At 58.5% G+C, this 20,424-nt stretch carries 18 protein-coding genes and 1 pseudogene; 9 read left to right on the top strand and 10 right to left on the bottom strand.

The window, feature by feature from the left end; all coding sequences use genetic code 11:
• Positions 1-71 precede the first annotated feature (71 nt).
• Positions 72-356, bottom strand: coding sequence for a DUF6124 family protein (locus J3P94_RS00745; protein ID WP_434570728.1), 285 nt, complete (start codon positions 354-356; stop codon positions 72-74).
• Positions 357-1,014: 658 nt separating this feature from the next.
• Here J3P94_RS00745 and J3P94_RS00740 point away from each other — a divergent pair.
• Positions 1,015-2,139: a diguanylate cyclase gene (locus J3P94_RS00740; RefSeq protein WP_434570726.1), complete on the top strand. Its 1,125-nt coding sequence runs from the start codon at positions 1,015-1,017 to the stop codon at positions 2,137-2,139.
• Positions 2,140-2,406: 267 nt separating this feature from the next.
• Here the strand turns inward: J3P94_RS00740 and J3P94_RS00735 are convergent, their stop codons facing one another.
• Positions 2,407-2,946 (bottom strand): N-acetyltransferase, encoded by a 540-nt coding sequence (locus tag J3P94_RS00735; protein WP_434570724.1) that lies wholly within the window; start codon positions 2,944-2,946, stop codon positions 2,407-2,409.
• Positions 2,947-3,457: 511 nt separating this feature from the next.
• Between J3P94_RS00735 and J3P94_RS00730 the strand changes: the two genes are divergently transcribed.
• Positions 3,458-3,877 carry an organic hydroperoxide resistance protein gene (locus tag J3P94_RS00730; RefSeq protein ID WP_434570722.1) on the top strand — a complete coding sequence of 140 codons (420 nt, stop codon included), beginning with the start codon at positions 3,458-3,460 and terminating at the stop codon, positions 3,875-3,877.
• A 33-nt stretch (positions 3,878-3,910) separates the two neighbouring features.
• On the top strand, positions 3,911-4,234 hold the full coding sequence (locus J3P94_RS00725) for a hypothetical protein (RefSeq protein ID WP_434570720.1): 324 nt from the start codon (positions 3,911-3,913) through the stop codon (positions 4,232-4,234).
• Between the two features lie 195 nt (positions 4,235-4,429).
• Here the strand turns inward: J3P94_RS00725 and J3P94_RS00720 are convergent.
• From J3P94_RS00720 to J3P94_RS00710, 3 genes and pseudogenes are all read right to left on the bottom strand, one after another.
• Positions 4,430-4,582: pseudogene (locus tag J3P94_RS00720) on the bottom strand (SDR family oxidoreductase); the annotation flags it as partial.
• Between the two features lie 245 nt (positions 4,583-4,827).
• Positions 4,828-5,715, bottom strand: a complete 888-nt coding sequence (locus J3P94_RS00715) for a lysophospholipid acyltransferase (RefSeq protein ID WP_198796133.1) — start codon at positions 5,713-5,715, stop codon at positions 4,828-4,830.
• 43 nt (positions 5,716-5,758) lie between these two features.
• Positions 5,759-6,316 carry a DNA-3-methyladenine glycosylase I gene (locus J3P94_RS00710; RefSeq protein WP_305497757.1) on the bottom strand — a complete coding sequence of 186 codons (558 nt, stop codon included), beginning with the start codon at positions 6,314-6,316 and terminating at the stop codon, positions 5,759-5,761.
• Positions 6,317-6,397: 81 nt separating this feature from the next.
• Between J3P94_RS00710 and glyQ the strand changes: the two genes are divergently transcribed.
• The 4 genes from glyQ (at position 6,398) to J3P94_RS00690 (ending at position 10,799) form a co-directional block, all read left to right on the top strand.
• A complete protein-coding gene (gene glyQ / locus J3P94_RS00705; RefSeq protein ID WP_022641565.1) occupies positions 6,398-7,351 on the top strand; it encodes a glycine--tRNA ligase subunit alpha in 954 nt (317 codons plus the stop codon).
• Entirely contained in the window at positions 7,348-9,402 is a 2,055-nt protein-coding gene (gene glyS, locus J3P94_RS00700) for a glycine--tRNA ligase subunit beta (protein WP_434570717.1), read from the top strand. Before glyQ ends, glyS begins: the two co-directional genes overlap by 4 nt.
• A gap of 3 nt (positions 9,403-9,405) precedes the next feature.
• Positions 9,406-9,939: a D-glycero-beta-D-manno-heptose 1,7-bisphosphate 7-phosphatase gene (gene gmhB, locus J3P94_RS00695; RefSeq protein WP_434570715.1), complete on the top strand. Its 534-nt coding sequence runs from the start codon at positions 9,406-9,408 to the stop codon at positions 9,937-9,939.
• 80 nt (positions 9,940-10,019) lie between these two features.
• Positions 10,020-10,799 carry a lysophospholipid acyltransferase family protein gene (locus J3P94_RS00690; RefSeq protein WP_434570714.1) on the top strand — a complete coding sequence of 260 codons (780 nt, stop codon included), beginning with the start codon at positions 10,020-10,022 and terminating at the stop codon, positions 10,797-10,799.
• Between the two features lie 166 nt (positions 10,800-10,965).
• Here the strand turns inward: J3P94_RS00690 and J3P94_RS00685 are convergent, their stop codons facing one another.
• On the bottom strand, positions 10,966-12,483 hold the full coding sequence (locus tag J3P94_RS00685; protein ID WP_434570712.1) for an ATP-binding protein: 1,518 nt from the start codon (positions 12,481-12,483) through the stop codon (positions 10,966-10,968).
• A 232-nt stretch (positions 12,484-12,715) separates the two neighbouring features.
• Here J3P94_RS00685 and J3P94_RS00680 point away from each other — a divergent pair, with 232 nt between their 5' ends.
• Positions 12,716-13,450: a response regulator transcription factor gene (locus J3P94_RS00680; protein ID WP_434570710.1), complete on the top strand. Its 735-nt coding sequence runs from the start codon at positions 12,716-12,718 to the stop codon at positions 13,448-13,450.
• Positions 13,451-13,509: 59 nt separating this feature from the next.
• Here the strand turns inward: J3P94_RS00680 and gyrB are convergent, their stop codons facing one another.
• Genes gyrB through dnaA form a run of 4 tightly spaced genes read right to left on the bottom strand, consistent with a single transcriptional unit; the run spans position 13,510 to position 19,720 of the window.
• Positions 13,510-15,927 carry a DNA topoisomerase (ATP-hydrolyzing) subunit B gene (gene gyrB / locus J3P94_RS00675; RefSeq protein ID WP_305497752.1) on the bottom strand — a complete coding sequence of 806 codons (2,418 nt, stop codon included), beginning with the start codon at positions 15,925-15,927 and terminating at the stop codon, positions 13,510-13,512.
• Positions 15,928-15,932: 5 nt separating this feature from the next.
• On the bottom strand, positions 15,933-17,036 hold the full coding sequence (recF, locus tag J3P94_RS00670; protein ID WP_305497751.1) for a DNA replication/repair protein RecF: 1,104 nt from the start codon (positions 17,034-17,036) through the stop codon (positions 15,933-15,935).
• 14 nt (positions 17,037-17,050) lie between these two features.
• A complete protein-coding gene (dnaN, locus tag J3P94_RS00665) occupies positions 17,051-18,154 on the bottom strand; it encodes a DNA polymerase III subunit beta (RefSeq protein ID WP_007903001.1) in 1,104 nt (367 codons plus the stop codon).
• 39 nt (positions 18,155-18,193) lie between these two features.
• On the bottom strand, positions 18,194-19,720 hold the full coding sequence (dnaA, locus tag J3P94_RS00660) for a chromosomal replication initiator protein DnaA (protein WP_434570707.1): 1,527 nt from the start codon (positions 19,718-19,720) through the stop codon (positions 18,194-18,196).
• A 568-nt stretch (positions 19,721-20,288) separates the two neighbouring features.
• Between dnaA and rpmH the strand changes: the two genes are divergently transcribed.
• On the top strand, positions 20,289-20,423 hold the full coding sequence (rpmH, locus tag J3P94_RS00655; protein WP_003213577.1) for a 50S ribosomal protein L34: 135 nt from the start codon (positions 20,289-20,291) through the stop codon (positions 20,421-20,423).
• The last annotated feature ends 1 nt before the right edge of the window (position 20,424 follow it).

Here is a 20,424-nt window from a genome sequence, read left to right as displayed (position 1 = left end):
GTTATCCAATGGGCTGCTTCGCAGCCCAGCGGGAGCAAGCTCCCTCGCCACGGGGGTTGCAGTGTGACTGCCTATCTTGGATCAACGTTGTCCAGAACTCGGTTCGCCAGTAATGAGCTCAGCTCGATCAGTTGCTGGACGCCGAGGGCGATGTGGCGGTGTGAGCCTTCCAGATCGAACGCGAGGTTGCTGACCATGGCGTCGGCTGATGCCAGGGTTTCGCTGAGGTTGGCGAGCAGGCACTCGTTGTCGGTGTCTTGTACGACGGTGAAGAGTTGAGCGGATTGGAGAGCATCTCTTGGTTTTGGCGGGGAGGTGTTGTCCGCCTCTGGGGGATTCGGAGAAGGCTTGAACATGAGCTAAGTCCTTATGTGAAGCCGCAACCCCTCGCTACTAAACAGAAGGGTGGCAGCTGTACGCAGGTTAGTAGACCGGGGACTTAGCAAAGCCGGCGCGCCCGAGGGCGCCCTGCGCACAGCCGCCATCAAATACAGGCATGGAAATACCTGACTGGTAGAAGCTGTTGCACCTCACTAAATACCTCGAGCTACTAAACCCGACCACTGATGGGCAGTGGCAGGACGACAATAGAACCCGAGGGCAAGGCGCACAAGCCGGCGGATTCTGGCGTAGTTGTAGGTAATGGCGCAAGGATGTGTAGCTTGACGGAAAGATGGCAGAGCGGGAATAAACAGCGCTTCGTTTTCAGCTCCGATCCCTGTGGCGAGGGAGCTTGCTCCCGCTCGGCCGCGCAGCGGTCGCAACCGATCATGCGGTTTGTCTGTAGGAATGCGTCGGCTTGTTTTGGGGCTGCTTCGCAGCCAACGGGAGCAAGCTCCCTCGCCACGGGGACGGTTTTAGTCTGGGAAATGGTGGCTTGCTGCGCAACCCCGCGGGGCTGAATTCCCTCGCCACGATGCAAAGCTCGTGGGTGCAGGTGTAATTCGGTTGTTTGCGTTGCTGGCAGGGTGCCACAATCGCGTTTTCTAGCGGCTTCACGATCAGGTGGATCACATGGATGGCCCAAGATCTCGCAATGGCATGGACTTTTGCATAGCCGGACAAGTGCGCACTGACCGACTGCAGCAACTGTTTCGCCAATCCGTTTCCGCGGTGTTTGGTAGTTACCTCGCGGCCATCATGTTGTGTTGGCTGTGTTGGGATCGCTTTGAGCACAGCACAGTTGTTTGGTGGCTGGCCATATTAAGCGGATCGACGCTGCTGCGGATCGCGATGTTCGTTGCCTATTTTCGCAGCGACGAGGTTCAGCGCACGCCTCAACGCTGGGAGCGCAGATACTGGGTCTCGCTGGTGTTGTCCGCGAGCATCTGGGGCGGTGGCGCGCTTGTTTTGATGCCGCAAAACGATCTCCTCTCGCAAGCTCTCGTCATGCTTTTTACCGTGGGGATGACTGTCAGCGCGGTGTCCTGTTACTCCGCCTACCGGGACATGACACTGGTCTCCATTGGCCTGGTGCTGTTTCCGTGCACGGTCTGGCTGCTGTTCCAACCGTCGCCGATTCAAGTCGGCATGGCGCTTTCGATCCTGGTGTTCGCGGCATTTGCTGCCCGCGCCACCCACAAAATGTCCCAGGCATTGGAAACCGCCTTTCGACTCACCCGCGAGATGGAACAGGCGAACAGCATCTCAACCCGCGCCGCACAAACCGATGAACTGACCGGCCTGAAAAGTCGACGGGCTTTTTTCGAGCATGCCCAGCAGCTTTACGACGAATGCAGAACCAACCGGTTGGGGTTGTGCGCGGTCATGTTGGACATGGATCACTTCAAACACATCAACGATACCTACGGCCATCAGGTCGGTGATCAGGTCCTGCGCCAGATGGGCGTGGTCATCAGCTCGTCGTTTCGGGCAACGGATATTCACGGCCGGCTTGGTGGCGAAGAGTTCGCTATTTTGCTTCCAGACACTTCCATCGAAGTCGCCACTCAGATTGCAAAACAGCTCATCGATACGATCGCTGGCTTGATGATTGAGCCTGTTCACTGCATATCAGCCAGTCTCGGCGTCGCATCGACGGGGGCTTGCAATAAGGATCTGCACAGCCTGATGAACGATGCGGATAAAGCCCTGTATCGAGCGAAGGCGCTGGGGCGTAATCAAGTGGCCGTTGCTTAGCCGGGTTGGCTTTGCCCAGAGAAAAAAACCGCCAATCAGGCGGTTTTTTTATCAATACCAACAGAAATCAGACTCTGGCACCGGCCATTCGACCGACCGGCTCATGCTCCCTACCCTTGGCGAGGCTAGCCGACAAGAATTGGCGCTCAATACTGGTCGCGCAACCAGCCAGACGGCGAGCTTCCGCTTGGTATTGAGCTGCAAGTAATGGTTTTGGAGTTCGCTTGGAAGCCTTCATGGAAAACTCACAATAAATTTGGGTTCATGTTATGCCTGGTTCACCGCTATAACAAGGCGCCGCTGGTCGTCGAAATCGAAGCCTAGGTACAGATACCATGGGACGGCTCCAGGGTCGGGCTCAAAAATCTCTATCTCGTGGAGCTTCAGCATTCGCGCGTATCGGCTGATCGCAATCAAGACCAAACCGGCAACTTCACCTTTTAAAGGGTGATTGGCGTCCGGCTTGCCCTCCAAGAGGACAACCTTGATCGACAAGGTGCTTGATTTGGGCGTGGCAAAACAAAGCCCACATAACTCCTCGTCATACCATAGAGAAAGGTCAAACGCCTTCCCGTCGCGAATCTTCCAGCCAGGAATATCCTCCCATGGATAAAGTTGGGCCTCAGGGCCCCATAGATAGCATTGGTCAAGTGCCTCTCGGGTAATCGGCTCGTATCTTATCCGCTCAACGTCGATACCTTTCTCCGCTAGCGCTCCAGGATCATCCCCCAAAAACTCTTTAGCGAGTTGCATTGCGGTAGAGCGGAATATTTGATGTTTGAAGTTGCTGATGCAGGGTCGTTTCATGGGGTGAACACGATGACGGGCAGAGCAAAAAGACTATAGAGCCCAGGAGCAAGACATACAAGCAGGCTGGTTCCGATGTGGTTGTAGGCAAAGGCTCATATATACGTGGTCCGGTAAGGGCGTATTTGGTCGGCGGGTCCTTCCCACGCTCAGCGTCAGAAGCGGAACGTGGAGCTTCCCCTGGCAGCATTCCCACGTGGGGCGTGGATACGATCAAGAAACAATCGTTGTGCTTGTGAATTCCATCTCTCCGAAGGCTGCCATTGCGCTGGCTCTGCCAGCCCTCGCCACTTCCTTTCCTCTGTCTCCCTCCGCTCATGCGGGTTGGCACCGTAATTCTAAAAAATAAATTTCTTTTTAAATCAATAAATTAAATAAAAACGTGAATATTTCTGAAAATTTGTCTTGCGCGCTAAGTATTTGGGCGTTAACTTTATCGCCACTGGTTAGCGCACAAACATTTAGCGCAACCAAAACTCAATCAGACCCATCAGGAAAAAGGAAAACACCCATGAACGTTCTCTACACCGCAGTCGCAACCTCCACCGGTGGCCGTGATGGCCGTGCTATTTCCAGCGACAAGATCCTCGACGTGAAACTGGCTACCCCAAAAGCCTTGGGCGGTGCCGGCGGTGAAGCCACCAACCCTGAGCAGTTGTTCGCAGCCGGCTACTCCGCCTGCTTCATCGGCGCATTGAAATTTGTCGCCAGCCAAAGCAAACGCAGCATTCCGGCTGACGCCTCGATCACGGCACACGTCGGCATCGGCCAGATCCCTGGCGGTTTCGGTCTGGACATCGACCTGCACATCAGCCTGCCAGGTCTGGATCAAGCCGATGCTCAAGCGCTGGTCGACGCGGCTCACCAAGTTTGCCCGTACTCCAACGCGACCCGCGGCAACGTCGACGTCCGTTTGCACGTCGCCGTCTAACTCACTCATCTACGAATAAATAAGGATTTGGACATGAACACTTTCAGCAAAACACTCGTTGGCTCGCTTCTGGCACTGTCGCTCGGCAATGCGTTCGCGACTTCTTTTGTTCAACCTACATTCGCTGAAGGCGGTTCGGATCGCCTGATCGAAAAACGAATAGCCGAAGGTGGCTCCGATCGCCTGATCGAGAAACGCATAGCCGAAGGCGGCTCGGATCGCCTGATCGAAAACAGGGTAGCGGAAGGAGGCTCCGATCGTCTTATCGAGAAACGCGTAGCCGAAGGTGGTTCCGATCGTCTGATCGAGTTACGAGTAGCCGAAGTTGGCTCGGATCGCCTGGGCGAGAACGGCTAGCCGAAGGGGCTCGGATCCACTGCAAAACAGGGGTGAGCTGAACCAATCCCTTCAACGTTCCGAAAGTTGGTCGAATCAACCAATGTTGCTTCCAAAAGAAAAAACGCCGCTTCTCTCGGATGAGGAAGCGGCGCTTTTTTGCATGGCGTCATGGGAACCGGAGCAAGGACACTTGCCATGCTCTTGGCAACGCAGCTAAACGATGCTGTCCACCACACCGCCGTCAACTCGCAGCGCCGCTCCGGTGGTGGCCGAGGCCTGTTCCGAGCTGGCATAGATAATCATGTTGGCGACTTCCTCTACCCGTGCCGCGCGCTGGATGATCGAGGTGCTGCGGTGCTCGTTGAGCGGCGCCGATGCGTTGGAGTTCGTTCGCGATGGTGATGTATGGGTGAATATCTTTTCGCGAGCAGGCTCGCTCCCACCGGTTGATGTTGTGCATATCGATGAAGGGCCGCTGCGCAGCCCAGCGGGAGCAAGCTCCCTCGCCACGGGGAGGGTGGGGTCAGTCAGTTATGTGGCGAGGGTCAGGCCGCTATCGCGAGCAAGCTCGCTCCCACAGGGTTTCGTGGCGCGCCGTCCAGAGCAGGTCTTCAGTACCACCGCGCCTCGCCCGGCGGGCGTTTCTTGAAGCGTTTCATGCTCCACATGTACTGGCTCGGGTAGGCCCGTACATAACGCTCGACCACTTTGCTCATGGCGGCGCAGGCGGTTTCGGTGTCGGTGCTGTACATCTCGTCCGGGGCGGCTTCGAGGATGACTTTGTAGCCGGAGCCGTCCGGCAGGCGCAGGGCGTGGAGGAAGACGCCGACCGCCTTGCCGCCGGCGAGCATGTTCGGCACGAACTTGCTGGTCAGGGCCTGGGTGGCGAAGAAGGGCACGAAGATGCCGGCGGATTCGGACGGCTCCGGATCGGCGGGGATCCCCACCTGGCCGCCCTTGCGCACTTCCTTGATGACGCTGAGGATGCCTTCCTTGGTAGACGCCGCGACCTTGTTGCCCAGTTGCACGCGTTGCTTTTGCAGCAACTCATCCACCGCCTTGAGCTTGGGCGGGCGGTAGAAAATAATCGGTTTGCACTGGCTGCAATAGAAGTGGTTGAGCACTTCCCAGTTGCCCAGGTGGCTGGTGATGCCGACCACGCCTTTGCCCGAGGCCAGCGCTTCTTTCAGCACTTCCAGGCCTTCGACTTCGCGCACCAGTTCGATGGAGCGCTGGGCCGGCCAGATCCAGGCACAGGCGCTTTCGGTCAAGGATTTGCCGATGTCCTTGAGGCTCTGGCCCACCAGGCGCTCGCGCTCGGCCGGGTCCATCTCGGGAAAACACTTGGCGAGGTTGATCCGCACCACGTCGCGGGAACGGTTGGGTAATTTCCACATGAGCCAGCCAATGGCCGAGCCCACCGCCTGCACCGCTCGCCAAGGGAGCAGCGCAAACAACCGCAGAGCGCCGACCAGCAAGGCGCCTTTCAACTTATCCACAGGTCACTCCTGAATTCATGGGCCGTGTTGCGAGCCGGCTATTCTAACCGCCGTTTACCAACTCGGCGTAGCGGTCGCAGTCCTGGGTGTGGTCCATGACCATGCCCGAGGCCTGCATCAAGGCGTAGCAGATGGTCGGGCCGACGAAGGTGAACCCGGCTTTTTTCAGGCCTTTGCTCATCGCCAGTGCCTCGGGGGTGATGGCCGGCACTTCGGTGCGGTCCTTGAAATGGTTGATGATCGGTTGGTTGCCTACGAACGACCAGAGAAATGCCACCGGGTCTTCCAGCGCCAGCCAGGCCTGGGCGTTGCGCCGCGCCGCCTTGAGCTTGAGGCGGTTGCGGATAATGCCGGGGTCGAGCATCAGTTCATCGATTTCGGCGTCGCTCATCTGCGCCACCCGTTGTACATCGAAGCCGTAGAGCACTTCCCGGTAACGTTCGCGTTTGCGCAAAACGGTGATCCAGGACAGACCGGCCTGGAACCCTTCGAGCAGAAGCAACTCGAACAAACCCTGCGCATCGCGCAGCGGCGTCCCCCACTCCTGATCGTGATAAGCCATGTACAACGGATCTTCGGAACACCAAAAGCAGCGTGGCATAAGGCTCCAGGGGGCGTGCGCACGAACGAATCGGGTATACTCCCGCTCTTTAAATCGCAGCCCAAGAAACAGGTGAATTTCGTGAGCCAGCCTACGCCAGCCGTGCGTACCTTCCAAGACTTGATCCTCGCCCTCCAGCAATACTGGGCCGAGCAAGGTTGCGTGGTACTTCAGCCCTACGATATGGAAGTAGGCGCCGGCACTTTCCACACTGCCACGTTTCTGCGTGCCATCGGCCCGGAAACCTGGAACGCCGCTTATGTGCAGCCAAGCCGCCGCCCGACTGACGGCCGCTACGGCGAAAACCCGAACCGCCTGCAGCATTACTACCAATTTCAGGTCGTGCTGAAGCCGAACCCGGAAAACTTCCAGGAGCTGTACCTGGGCTCCCTCAAACATGTGGGCCTCGACCCGCTGGTGCACGACATTCGTTTCGTCGAAGACAACTGGGAATCACCGACCCTGGGCGCCTGGGGCCTGGGCTGGGAAGTCTGGCTCAACGGCATGGAAGTGACCCAATTCACCTATTTCCAGCAAGCGGGCGGCATCGAATGCTACCCGGTGACCGGCGAGATCACCTACGGCCTGGAACGCCTAGCCATGTACCTGCAAGGCGTGGATTCGGTCTACGACCTGGTATGGGCCGACGGTCCGTTCGGCAAAGTGACGTATGGCGACGTGTTCCATCAGAACGAAGTGGAGCAATCGACCTACAACTTCGAACACGCCAACGTCGACAAGCTGTTCGAGTTGTTCGATTTCTATGAAAGCGAAGCCAAGCGCCTGATCGAACTGGACCAGCCGCTGCCGCTGCCGAGTTATGAAATGGTCTTGAAGGCATCTCATACCTTCAATCTGCTGGATGCACGCCGGGCGATTTCCGTGACCGCGCGCCAGCAATACATCCTGCGTGTGCGCACCCTGGCGCGTTCCGTCGCGCAAGCCTACCTGCTGGCCCGTGCCAAGCTGGGCTTCCCGATGGCGACCCCGGACCTGCGTGATGAAGTGTTGGCTAAGCTGGAGGCTGCACAATGAGTGCTCAAGATTTTCTGGTTGAACTGGGCACCGAAGAACTGCCACCCAAAGCCCTGAACACCCTGGCCGATGCATTCCTGGCCGGCATCGAGAAAGGCCTGCAAGCCGCTGGCCTGAACTTCGAAACCAAGCACGTCTACGCCGCGCCGCGCCGCCTGGCCGTGCTGATCACCGCCCTGGCGACGCAACAGCCGGACCGCAGCATCAACCTCGACGGCCCGCCCGTGCAAGCCGCGTTCGATGCCGACGGCAACCCGACCCAGGCCGCCCTGGGCTTCGCCAAGAAGTGCGGCGTCGATCTGAGCGAAATCGACCAGAGCGGCCCGAAGCTGCGCTACAGCCAGAGCATCAAGGGCAAGCCGACCGCCAGCCTGTTGCCGACCATCGTCGAGGACTCCCTCAATGACTTGCCGATTCCCAAGCGCATGCGCTGGGCTGCGCGCAAGGAAGAGTTCGTGCGTCCGACCCAATGGCTGGTGATGCTGCTCGGTGACCAGGTCATCGATTGCACGATCCTCGCCCAGAAGGCCGGTCGTGATTCTCGCGGTCACCGTTTCCATCATCCGCAGAGCGTGCGTATCACGTCGCCGGCCAATTACCTGGCCGACCTGCGCGCTGCCTATGTATTGGCCGATTCCAACGAGCGCCGCGAGCTGATCAGCAAACGCACCGAAGAACTGGCGACCGCCCAGGAAGGCACGGCTATCGTGCCGGCCAGCCTGCTGGACGAAGTGACCGCGCTGGTGGAATGGCCGGTGCCACTGGTGTGCTCGTTCGAGGAGCGCTTCCTTGAAGTGCCCCAGGAAGCGCTGATCACCACCATGCAGGACAACCAGAAATACTTCTGCCTGCTGGACGCCGAAGGCAAGTTGCTGCCGCGCTTCATCACGGTGGCCAACATCGAAAGCAAGGACCCGCAGCAGATCATCGCCGGTAACGAAAAAGTCGTACGCCCGCGTTTGACCGATGCCGAGTTCTTTTTCAAGCAAGACAAGAAGCAGCCTCTGGAAAGCTTCAACGAGCGCCTGCGCAACGTGGTGTTCCAGGAAAAACTCGGCAGCGTCTACGACAAGGCCGAGCGCGTATCGAAACTGGCAGCCTTCATCGCTCCACGCATCGGCGGCGATGCCCAGCGCGCGGCACGTGCCGGCATCCTGTCCAAGTGCGACCTGTCCACCGAGATGGTCGGTGAGTTCCCGGAGATGCAAGGTATCGCCGGTTACTACTACGCCCTCAACGACGGCGAGCCGCAGGATGTTGCCCTGGCGCTGAACGAACAGTACATGCCGCGTGGCGCCGGCGCTGAATTGCCGACCACCCTGACCGGTGCGGCCGTGGCGATCGCCGACAAGCTCGACACCCTGGTCGGCATCTTCGGTATCGGCATGCTGCCCACCGGCAGCAAGGACCCGTACGCACTGCGTCGCGCAGCGCTGGGCGTGCTGCGCATCCTCATCGACAAGCAGCTGGACCTGGACCTGAACGACGCCGTGGCCTTCGCCGTGAATGCGTTCGGCAGCAAGGTCAAGGCTGCCGGCCTGGCCGACGCGGTGCTGGAATTCATTTTCGACCGCCTGCGTGCGCGTTATGAAGACGAAGGTGTCGACGTCGCAACCTACCTGTCGGTGCGAGCCCTGAAACCGGGCTCGGCTCTAGACTTCGACCAACGCGTCCAGGCAGTGCAGGCGTTCCGCAAACTGCCGGAAGCGGCAGCGCTAGCGGCGGTGAACAAGCGCGTGTCGAACCTGCTGAGCAAGGCCGAAGGCAACATTGCGGCCGTCGTTGAAGCCAAGTACTTCGACAACGCCAATGAGTTCTCCCTGTACTCGGCGATCCAGCAGGCGGACCAGGCAGTCCAGCCGATGGCGGCGGCGCGTCAGTACAGCGAAACCCTGGCGCGCCTGGCAGCATTGCGTGAACCGGTGGATGCGTTTTTCGAAGCGGTGATGGTCAATGCCGAAGACGCCAATGTGCGAGCCAACCGCTATGCGCTACTGGCGCGTCTGCGTGGGTTGTTCCTCGGTGTTGCCGATATTTCGCTGCTGGGGTAAGTCTTGAAACTGCTGATTCTCGATCGGGACGGAGTGATCAATCACGACTCCGACGCTTACATCAAGTCGGTGGAGGAGTGGTTGCCGATCCCCGGTTCCATCGAGGCCATCGCGCAGTTGAGCAAGGCCGGCTGGACGGTGGCGGTCGCCACCAACCAGTCGGGCATTGCCCGCGGTTACTACGAACTCGCCGTCCTCGACGCCATGCATGAACGCTTGCGAGAGCTGGTGGCCGGGCAGGGCGGTGATATCGGGCTGATCGTTTATTGCCCACATGGGCCGGACGAGGGCTGCGATTGCCGCAAGCCCAAGCCCGGGATGCTGAAAACCATCGCCGCTCACTATGACGTTGCGCTGTCGGGCGTGTGGTTTGTCGGCGACAGCCTCGGTGACCTGGAGGCGGCGAAGGCCGTCGATTGTCAGCCAGTTTTGGTCAAGACCGGAAAAGGCGAAAAGACTCTGGGCAAGACCCTACCGGTGGGCACCTTGATTTTTGACGACCTGGCGGCGGTTGCCGCTGAACTTATCCACAATTAGAGCTCCCAAGACATCCTGATCAAGGATTGTTCGGGAAGCGCTTGAACAGGCGGGCATTGCCCGCAATGGTAAACGCCGCTATGTCGATATTGCAGGCCATCAGAAGCTTCCTCTTTTACCTGCTGCTGGGCACCAGTTCCTTGTTGTGGTGCACGTTGAGTTTTTTTGTCGCGCCGTTCATGTCGTTCAGGACGCGCTACCGCTTCATCAATGTTTACTGGTGCCGTTGCGCACTCTGGCTGAGCAAGGTGTTTCTGGGCATCCGCTACGAAGTGAAAGGTGCCGAGAATGTGCCTGAGCGCCCTTGTGTCATCCAGTCCAACCACCAGAGCACTTGGGAGACCTTCTTTCTCTCGGCTTATTTCGAACCGTTGAGCCAGGTGCTCAAGCGCGAGCTGCTGTTCGTACCGTTCTTCGGCTGGGCCATGGCGATGCTGCGCCCGATTGCCATCGACCGTGACAACCCGAAGGTTGCCCTCAAGCAGGTAGCGCAAAAAGGCGATGTGCTGCTCAAGGACAACGTTTGGGTACTGATCTTTCCCGAGGGAACCCGCGTACCTTACGGGACCATCGGCAAGTTTTCCCGCAGTGGCTCCGCATTGGCGGTAAACGCCGGCCTGCCAGTACTACCGATTGCACACAATGCGGGCAAATTCTGGCCCAAGGCCGGCTGGGTCAGAACACCAGGCGTTATCACCGTGGTCATCGGCGCCCCCATGTATGCAGAGGGCAGTGGGCCGCGCGCGATTGCCGAGCTGAACGACCGTGTACAGGCTTGGAATGAACAGACGCAACGGGAATTGGGCTCGCTTCCTCCGGCCCCTGCTGCGCCGGCGACGCCGGACAAGTTGGCTGTCTGAGAATTGTGGATAACCTGTGTACCGTTTTTTCTGATTTCGTCAGTTTTAACAGATAACCTGCTGTTTTTAATACATATTTCTTAAACACCTAAAACCTTGTACGAGGTGCATAAGTTTTATAGCGCACTGAAAAAGGTCGCCGCCTGACCAAGGCCGCGATCTTTTTTTATTCCTCCAACAACGGAAAGCGCAGGCTGAACGTAGTGCCTTCGTTTACCACGCTACGGCAATCGATTTGCCCACCATGACGGTCCACGACCGCCTTGACCATCGACAGTCCCAGACCGATGCCATCCACACCATGGGCCGAGGAAAACCGTCGGTACTGGACGAACAGATCCGGCAGTTCCTGCGCGCCGATGCCTTTGCCCTGATCAACGACGTCACACGTCAACCAGCCCTGGGCACAACGGACCTGCAACGTTACACACGTGTCGGGCGCACTGTACTTGATGGCGTTCTCCATCAAGTTAAACAGGGCGCGGGTCAGCAGGGATTGATCAGCGCTGATCAGCGCTTCTTCTTCGTCGAGTTGGTGCTCCAACCGAATATTCCTGGCTTGGGCAACAGGCAATGCCTGGTCGACCACGTCCAGGACCAGCATGGCGAATAGGGTCGGTTGGAACTGATAAGCCTCGGACTCGGCCTTGGCCAACTGCACAAACCCATCGGTCAATTCCAGGGCGCGGCGCACCTGGCGCTCGATCTGGTCGAATAGCGGCTTGTCGGCACCGGCCTTATGCCGCTGCACATCGAGCAGAGCCAGGATCGCCGAATGGGGCGCGCGCAAATCGTGGGAGAGAAAACGAAGCATGACGCTGCGCTGCTCTTCGGCTTCCCGTTCAGCGCTCAGATCAGTCAGGCTGAGCAACCAGCCAATGGGCACATCACCGTCCACCGGCAACAGCGCGGCACGTTCCAGTCGCAAGCTGCGCTCGCGGGTATCGCGAAATTCAACCAGTGGTAACGTGGACAACCGGTGGGCAGGGGAGTGAACCAATGCCGGATAACCCAACCGCGCTAATTCCTCCAGCACATCACTGCCCGCCAAAGCATGACCGAACAACTCGCGAGCCTTGCGATTACCCAGCAACAGGTTGCCCTGTGGATCACTGATCATCGTTGCTACCGGCAGGTACTCCAGGCCGTCGGCAATAAATCGGCGGGTGTCCCGGGTTCGGCTCATGGCTTGTTCCAAGGCCATGATCTGGCCCTGCAAGCGATCACTACCGGTGTAGGAAGCGCGCCGGCGTTCCGGGAAGACCTTGGGTTCCGCATCCAGGCGCGCCAGCTCCCAGCCGAAATAAGCCAACACCACGCTCAGGCGCCGCCAGTTCCAGACCAGATAACCCAGCAGCATGCCCAACAGGCTGGCCACCGGCGACCACGCCCACCCCTGCGCACCCAGCAATGCGCTGAGTAGCAGGGCCAGGCCCATTCCGCCCAACGTCGCGCTCAATGCGAAGTGCGGGCGCAACAGCAGCAAACCCAATACACAGCCAACCAGACACACCGACAGCAATGCTGCGCCCGGCCCGTTGCGTGCCGATTGCAGACTGAACGAAACCAGCGCGGTCATTGGTAGCAACAACAGACTTATCCACAATCCTTCACGCATCAATTGTCGGAACAATCGCTGCACCTGGGTCGGTTCACGGCTTTCACGGCGACGCGGAGGGTTCATAAATACCTTGGCGGAAGATCGGACGGTTTATACATGCGGGCAGCCTCCAGCTCACAGCTGCGGCCAAGACTATAACGGACTTGATGATGGCAATGCGGCTGCCTTTCACTTCGCATCGCGAGCCGGTATTGTCGCAGCCAGTGACACCTCAACGACGACGAACCAGCCACCGGCTGCTTTTGATTGCCAGCTGAGAATGTCCGTTATTCTTGGAACCAAGGAATCGCATTCCATGCGTGTCGCCATACTGGACGATGAACCGGCGGAGTTGCGCCGGGTGGAACAGACACTGCAGCAAATTCCCGGCAGGGGAGAGCCCGCCTGGACACTTCACAGTTTCGAACGGGGTGAAGACCTGCTGCGACAACTGCGCAGGGAAACGTTTGACCTGTTGATCCTGGACTGGCAATTACCTGACATCAGTGGCTTGTCCTTGCTGCGCTGGACACGTGAGCACATGGACTCGCCACCCGCAGCCATCATGCTCACCAGCCGCGACGGCGAGCACGACATCGTCCAGGCGCTTAACGCCGGTGCCGATGACTACGTCAGCAAGCCCTTCCGTCCCAACGAGCTCAAGGCCCGGGTCACCGCGGTGCTAAGGCGTCACAACCTGCAACGCACCCCGACCACTGAAGTGCTGGTGTTCAATGACCTCGAATTCGACGATGCCGAATTGACCGTCACCCGCGCCGGTATCCCCATCAGCCTGACTGAACGGGAATACCGCCTGGCCCGCTGCCTGTTCGCCAACCTGGGTCGGCCGCTGTCACGGGAGTACTTCTATGAGCGCTTCTGGACCCATGAAGAAATGACCTCGTCGCGCCCGCTCGATACCCACATCTATCGCCTGCGCAACAAGCTCGGGCTGACCGCTGATCGCGGCTGGCAGTTGTTGACGATCTACGGGTATGGGTATCGGTTGGAGAGCGTTGCGGCGGGGAGTGAGACTTCAGTGGCCAGTTAGCATAAAAAAAGGCCAACGCATGAGCGTTGGCCTTTTTGGTTGGGGCAGGGCAAGCCGGATCAGAAATCCAAGTTGGACACCGCCAACGCGTTGCTCTCGATGAAGTCACGACGGGGCTCGACCGCATCACCCATCAGGGTGTTGAAGATCTGGTCCGCGCCAATGGCGTCTTCGATGGTGACTTTCAGCATGCGGCGCGAGCCCGGATCCATGGTGGTTTCCCACAGCTGATCCGGATTCATCTCACCCAGCCCTTTGTATCGCTGGATGGTGTGGCGCTTGGTGCTTTCGGCCATCAGCCATTCAAGGGCTTCCTTGAACTCAGTCACGGCTTTCTTGCGCTCACCACGTTGGATGTACGCACCTTCGTCCAACAGCGTGCTCAGTTGCGCGCCGAGGGATACGACGGTCTTGTAGTCGTTGCTGCCGAAGAAATCGCGGTTGAAGGTGACGTAGTTCGACAGACCGTGGGAGATCAGTTCAACCTCCGGCAGCCAGACGTTACGCTCACGGTCTTCACGCAGGCTGGCTTTGTAGACCAGGCCGGATTTTTCCACGGTACGCAGGCGTACTTCGTACTGGGCCAGCCAATCCTGCATCGCTGCGTGATCGGACAGCTGCTCCAGGCTGACGGCCGGCAGGTAGATGAAGTGCTCGGTCAGTTCCTGTGGGTACAGGCGTGAGAGGCGCTTGAGGGTCTTCATCACCAGGCGGAAATCATTCACCAGGCGCTCAAGGGCTTCACCGGAAATGCCTGGGGCATCTTCGTTCAGGTGCAGGCTCGCGTCTTCCAGGGCCGACTGCGTCATGTACTCTTCCATGGCGTCGTCGTCTTTGATGTATTGCTCTTGCTTGCCTTTCTTGACCTTGTACAAAGGCGGCTGGGCGATATAGATGTAGCCGCGCTCGATCAGCTCCGGCAACTGACGGAAGAAGAACGTCAGCAGCAGGGTGCGGATGTGCGAACCGTCGACGTCGGCGTCGGTCATGATGATGATGTTGTGATAGCGCAGCTTGTCGATGTTGTACTCTTCGCGGCCGATGCCACAGCCCAGCGCGGTGATCAGCGTACCGACCTCCTGGGAAGAGATCATCTTGTCGAAGCGTGCCTTTTCGACGTTGAGGATCTTGCCTTTGAGCGGCAGGATCGCCTGGGTACGACGGTTGCGGCCCTGCTTGGCGGAACCGCCAGCAGAGTCACCTTCCACCAGGTACAGCTCGGACAGGGCAGGGTCCTTCTCCTGGCAGTCGGCCAGTTTGCCCGGCAGGCCGGCGATGTCCAGCGCGCCTTTGCGGCGAGTCATCTCACGGGCCTTGCGCGCCGCTTCACGGGCACGGGCGGCGTCGATCATCTTACCGACCACCAGCTTGGCTTCGTTCGGGTTCTCCAGCAGGAAGTCGGAGAAGTACTTGCCCATCTCCTGTTCGACGGCGGTCTTCACTTCGGAAGACACCAGTTTGTCCTTGGTCTGAGAACTGAACTTCGGATCCGGCACCTTCACCGAGATAATCGCGGTCAGGCCTTCACGGGCGTCGTCACCGGTGGTAGCGACTTTGTGCTTCTTCGCCAGCCCTTCCTGTTCGATGTAGTTGTTCAGGTTACGCGTCAGCGCTGAACGGAAGCCCACCAGGTGAGTACCACCATCGCGCTGCGGAATGTTGTTGGTAAAGCACAACAGGTTCTCGTTGAAGCTGTCGTTCCACTGCAGGGCGATTTCCACGCCGATGCCGTCTTCACGCTGGACGTTAAAGTGGAACACCTGGTTGACCGGGGTCTTGTTGGTGTTCAGGTACTCGACGAATGCCCGCAGGCCGCCTTCGTACTTGAACAGCTCTTCCTTGCCGCTGCGCTCGTCCTTGAGGACGATGCCGACACCGGAGTTCAGGAAGGACAGCTCACGAATCCGCTTGGCCAGGATATCCCAGCTGAAGTGGATGTTCTTGAAGGTTTCGCTGGAGGCCTTGAAGTGAATCTGGGTCCCCGTGGACTCACTGTCGCCAACGATTGCCATCGGCGCCTGAGGCACGCCGTGGACGTAGGTCTGTTCCCAGATCTTGCCGCTGCGGCGAACAGTGAGAACAAGCTTCTCGGACAGCGCGTTTACAACCGACACACCAACACCGTGCAGACCGCCGGAGACTTTGTAGGAGTTGTCGTCGAACTTACCGCCGGCGTGCAATACGGTCATGATGACCTCAGCCGCGGAAACGCCTTCTTCTTTGTGTACGTCTACCGGGATGCCACGGCCGTTGTCGCGAACGGTGATGGACTCATCCGGGTGGATAATGATGCTGATGTCGTCGCAATGACCGGCAAGGGCTTCGTCGATGGAGTTGTCGACCACCTCGAACACCATGTGGTGCAGACCGCTGCCATCGTCGGTGTCACCAATGTACATACCGGGACGTTTGCGTACGGCATCCAGGCCTTTAAGCACTTTAATGCTCGTTGAGTCGTACGTGTTTTCTTCGCTCAATGCCTTCACTCCCGATGGTCGTGGGTCTGGGTGATACGGCCCTGTTCCACGTGGAACAGAGCGACTGGCGTTTCCGTCTGCCAGCCTTCCCTCAATAATTCGTGGTCTACACAGGTGATGAATACCTGGCAGCGTAAGTCTTCCAGCAAGCGGCAAAGCGCACGGCGGTGAGTCTCGTCCAGTTCGGACGGCAAGTCATCCACCAGATAAATACACTGACCGCGACGGGCCTGGCTGACCAAATGACCTTGGGCGATACGCAAGGCGCACACCACCAACTTCTGCTGACCGCGGGACAATATGTCCGCTGCATTGTGCGCGCCCAGTCTGAGACGCAAGTCAGCACGTTGTGGTCCGGCCTGGGTATGCCCCATCTGCTGATCACGCTGTAGCGAGCCAGCCAGCACAGCGCTCAATTCCCGGTCCTTGTCCCAGCCTCGGTAATAGCTGAGCGTCAGTCCCTCAAGCTCAACCAGTTCGCTCAAGGTCTGTTCGAAGACCGGTTTCAAGGCTTTTATATAAGCGCGGCGGTATTCATCGATTTCGGCGCTGGCTTGGCACAGCTCTCTGTCCCAAACCGCTTGCGAAACGGCGTCAAGTGTACCATGTCGCAGCCAAGAGTTTCGCTGGCGCAGCGCCTTCTGCAAACGCTGCCACGTGGCCATGAAACGTGGTTCCACGTGGAACACACCCCAGTCGAGAAACTGCCGGCGGATCTTCGGCGCCCCTTCCAACAACCGAAAACTGTCCGGATTGATCAGCTGCAACGGGAGGATTTCCGCCAGTTGTGCTGCGCTACGGGCATTTTGCCCATCGATGCGAATCTGGAATTCGCCCTGCCGGTCCCGTGAAATCCCCAATGCGCTGTGACCACCTTCAGCCAGTTCAACCTGCCCAAACACCGTACATGCCAGTTGGTCGTACTGAATGACCGGCAATAGGCGGGTGCTGCGAAACGAACGGGCAAGCCCAAGCAGATGCACAGCTTCCAAGACGCTGGTCTTGCCGCTGCCGTTGGCGCCGTAAAGAATATTGATGCGGGGGGAGGGGGAGAAGGTCACCGGGTGCAAATTGCGCACCGCGGTGACCGAGACGCGACTTAAGGACATCTAGCTGATTCTGATTACAGACGCATCGGCATGACAACGTAAGCCGAATCGTCGTTGTCGGATTCCTGCACCAGCGCACTGCTGTTGGAGTCGGACAGGATCAGACGTACCTGCTCGGTGGTCATCACGCCCAATACGTCCAGCAGATAGCTGACGTTGAACCCGATTTCCAGGGAGCCACCGTTGTACTCCACGCCTACTTCTTCTTCCGCTTCTTCCTGCTCCGGGTTGTTCGCCTGGATCTTTAGCTGACCGTTGGCTAGTTGCAGACGAATGCCGCGGTACTTCTCGTTGGACAGGATCGCGGTGCGGCTGAAGGCTTCGCGCAGCGCCTGACGATCGCCAAGTACCAGCTTGTCGCCACCTTTGGGCAGGACGCGCTCGTAGTCAGGGAATTTGCCGTCCACCAGTTTCGAAGTGAAGGTGAACTCGCCGGTGGTCGCGCGGATGTGATGCTGGCCCAGGACGATGCTGACGTTGCCATCCGGCTCGGTCAGCAGGCGCGCCAGCTCCAGGATGCCTTTGCGCGGCACGATGACCTGGTGACGATCCGGCTGGCCGATATCGGCTTGCATGGAGCACATCGCCAGGCGGTGACCGTCAGTCGCCACGGCGCGGATGATGCCGGCCGAGACCTCCAGCAGCATGCCGTTGAGGTAATAACGCACGTCCTGCTGGGCCATGGCGAAACTGGTCCGCTCGATCAGGCGACGCAGCTTGCTTTGTTCCAGGCTGCAGGTCAGCGAGCCCGGGCCTTCTTCCACCGTCGGGAAATCGTTGGCTGGCAGGGTCGACAAGGTGAAGCGACTACGACCGGCCTTGACCACGAGCTTCTGCTCATCGACCTTGATGTCGATCAGCGCGTCGTTTGGCAGGCTCTTGCAGATGTCCATCAGCTTGCGCGCCGGCACGGTGATGGAGCCCGGATCGGCCGGCTCTTCAAGTTGGACACGACCGACCAGCTCGACTTCCAGGTCGGTACCGGTCAGCGACAATTGCTGGCCTTCGACAACCAGCAGCACGTTGGAAAGTACCGGCAAGGTCTGGCGGCGTTCGACGACGCCCGCGACCAGTTGCAGGGGTTTCAACAGGGCTTCGCGTTGAATGGTGAAATGCATGGTCTAGTCCCTTGCCTTAATAAGCTGCGCTGGTGGTCATCAAGTGGTCAGTGTACGCAGCAGGTTCTTGTAGTCCTCGCGGATGTCCGCGTCGGATTCCTTAAGTTCGTTGATCTTGCGGCAGGCGTGCAACACGGTGGTGTGGTCGCGTCCGCCAAACACATCGCCGATTTCCGGCAGGCTGTGGTTGGTCAGCTCCTTGGACAAGGCCATAGCCACCTGACGCGGTCGTGCCACCGAACGCGAACGGCGCTTGGAAAGCAGATCGGAAATTTTGATTTTGTAGTATTCAGCAACGGTACGCTGAATGTTATCCACAGAGACAAGCTTGTCCTGCAGCGCCAGCAAGTCCTTCAAGGATTCGCGGATCAGCTCGATGGTGATATCGCGACCCATGAAGTGAGAGTGGGCAATCACCCGCTTCAGTGCACCTTCCAGCTCACGCACGTTCGAGCGAATACGCTGGGCGATGAAGAACGCTGCATCGTGAGGCAGCTCGACCTTGGCCTGGTCGGCCTTCTTCATCAGGATCGCGACGCGGGTTTCCAGTTCCGGCGGCTCTACGGCCACCGTCAGGCCCCAACCGAAACGTGACTTGAGGCGTTCTTCGAGGCCTTCGATCTCTTTCGGGTACCGGTCGCTGGTAAGAATGACCTGCTGCCCACCTTCAAGCAATGCGTTGAAGGTGTGGAAAAACTCTTCCTGAGACCGTTCCTTGCGAGCGAAAAATTGGATGTCGTCGATCAGCAAGGCGTCCACCGAACGGTAGAAACGCTTGAACTCGTTGATGGCGTTCAGTTGCAAGGCCTTGACCATGTCAGCCACGAAACGCTCGGAATGCAGGTACACGACCTTGGCATTCGGATTCTTCTTTAATAGATGGTTGCCCACCGCGTGCATCAGGTGGGTCTTACCCAAGCCGACGCCGCCATAAAGGAAGAGCGGGTTGTAGCCGTGCTTGGGATTGTCCGCCACCTGCCAGGCTGCAGCCCGGGCAAGTTGGTTGGACTTGCCTTCGACGAAGTTCTCGAAGGTAAAGGTCCGGTTCAGGTAGCTGGTGTGCTTGAGCGCACCTTCGACCTGGACCGTCCGTTGTTCAGCGCGCACCGGTGCCTGCTGGGAGCTCGCACCGGCCATTGGGTCGAAGCTGTCCCGGGAGGGCTCCTCGCTGACTTCGGCGACCTTCTGAGCGTTGCGTTTGCCCGGGGCAGGCGCGGGCGTCGGTGCGGCATGGTTGTTGGTCGGTGGCGTAGCGGCCTGTTGCGCCTGTGACGCAGCAGCGGCCAGCGGCGCATTGGGTGCCGCGCGCGGTGCCGAGCTGCGCTTGCTGCCTATTAACAAGGACAGCGCAGGCGCCATGCCATTGCCATGCTCATCGAGCAGTTCCATGACCCGGCCAAGGTACTTTTCGTTGACCCAGTCGAGAACGAAACGGTTCGGCGCATAGACGCGCAACTCGTCGCCTTCGGCTTCGACCTGTAGTGGACGGATCCAAGTGTTGAATTGTTGGGCAGGCAACTCATCGCGCAAAAGCTCAACGCACTGCTGCCAAAGTTCCACTGACACGGATATCCCCTGAGTTGAAAGCCGGTGAGGCAAAAACAAGCGGCCATTGTAGCGATCAGCCGCTCACTTATCCACATGCAGGTTGCGTATCGCCCATGATTTATCAATGCCTTAACAGAACGAAAGACGACGGACGGTCGGTGGATAAGGGCTGTGGATAACCAGCCCTGAGCTCGTTGTACAACTGGGGGGCGAACTCAGTGGATAACCGCTCTGTGGATAACTACCCATTCCACCCACAGCTTATCCGACAGCGCAGCACAGGGTTGTCACCGCTTTCCACTGTAGTTGTCATTCTCTGTACACAGCGATTTGTAAGGCCTTGATAAGGTTATCCACAGGCAGGTGGCTTGCTAGCTTTTATAAGCTTTACAGAAAAGCTTTAAATAATTCCCCTCTTTATTTCTATATCTAGCGGTCTGCGTCGAATCCGCAAAGAAGGGGCTGGATATCTATTTAAAGGAAACGCTGGTTGGAAATTGACCTAGAGGCTTGCTTTCTCTAGAATCCCCGGTCTCTTAAAACGGGGGCCATTCCGGCCCGTTGTGGACGAACCAGGTAACACGACATGAAACGTACTTTCCAACCAAGCACTATCAAACGCGCTCGTACCCACGGTTTCCGTGCTCGCATGGCTACCAAGAACGGTCGTGCCGTCCTGTCGCGTCGTCGCGCCAAAGGTCGTGCGCGTCTGGCAGTTTGAT

This window comes from Pseudomonas sp. Z3-8, from assembly GCF_051131975.1.
In the GTDB taxonomy this organism is placed as follows: domain Bacteria; phylum Pseudomonadota; class Gammaproteobacteria; order Pseudomonadales; family Pseudomonadaceae; genus Aquipseudomonas.
This window is presented reverse-complemented; position numbering and strand designations above follow the sequence as displayed.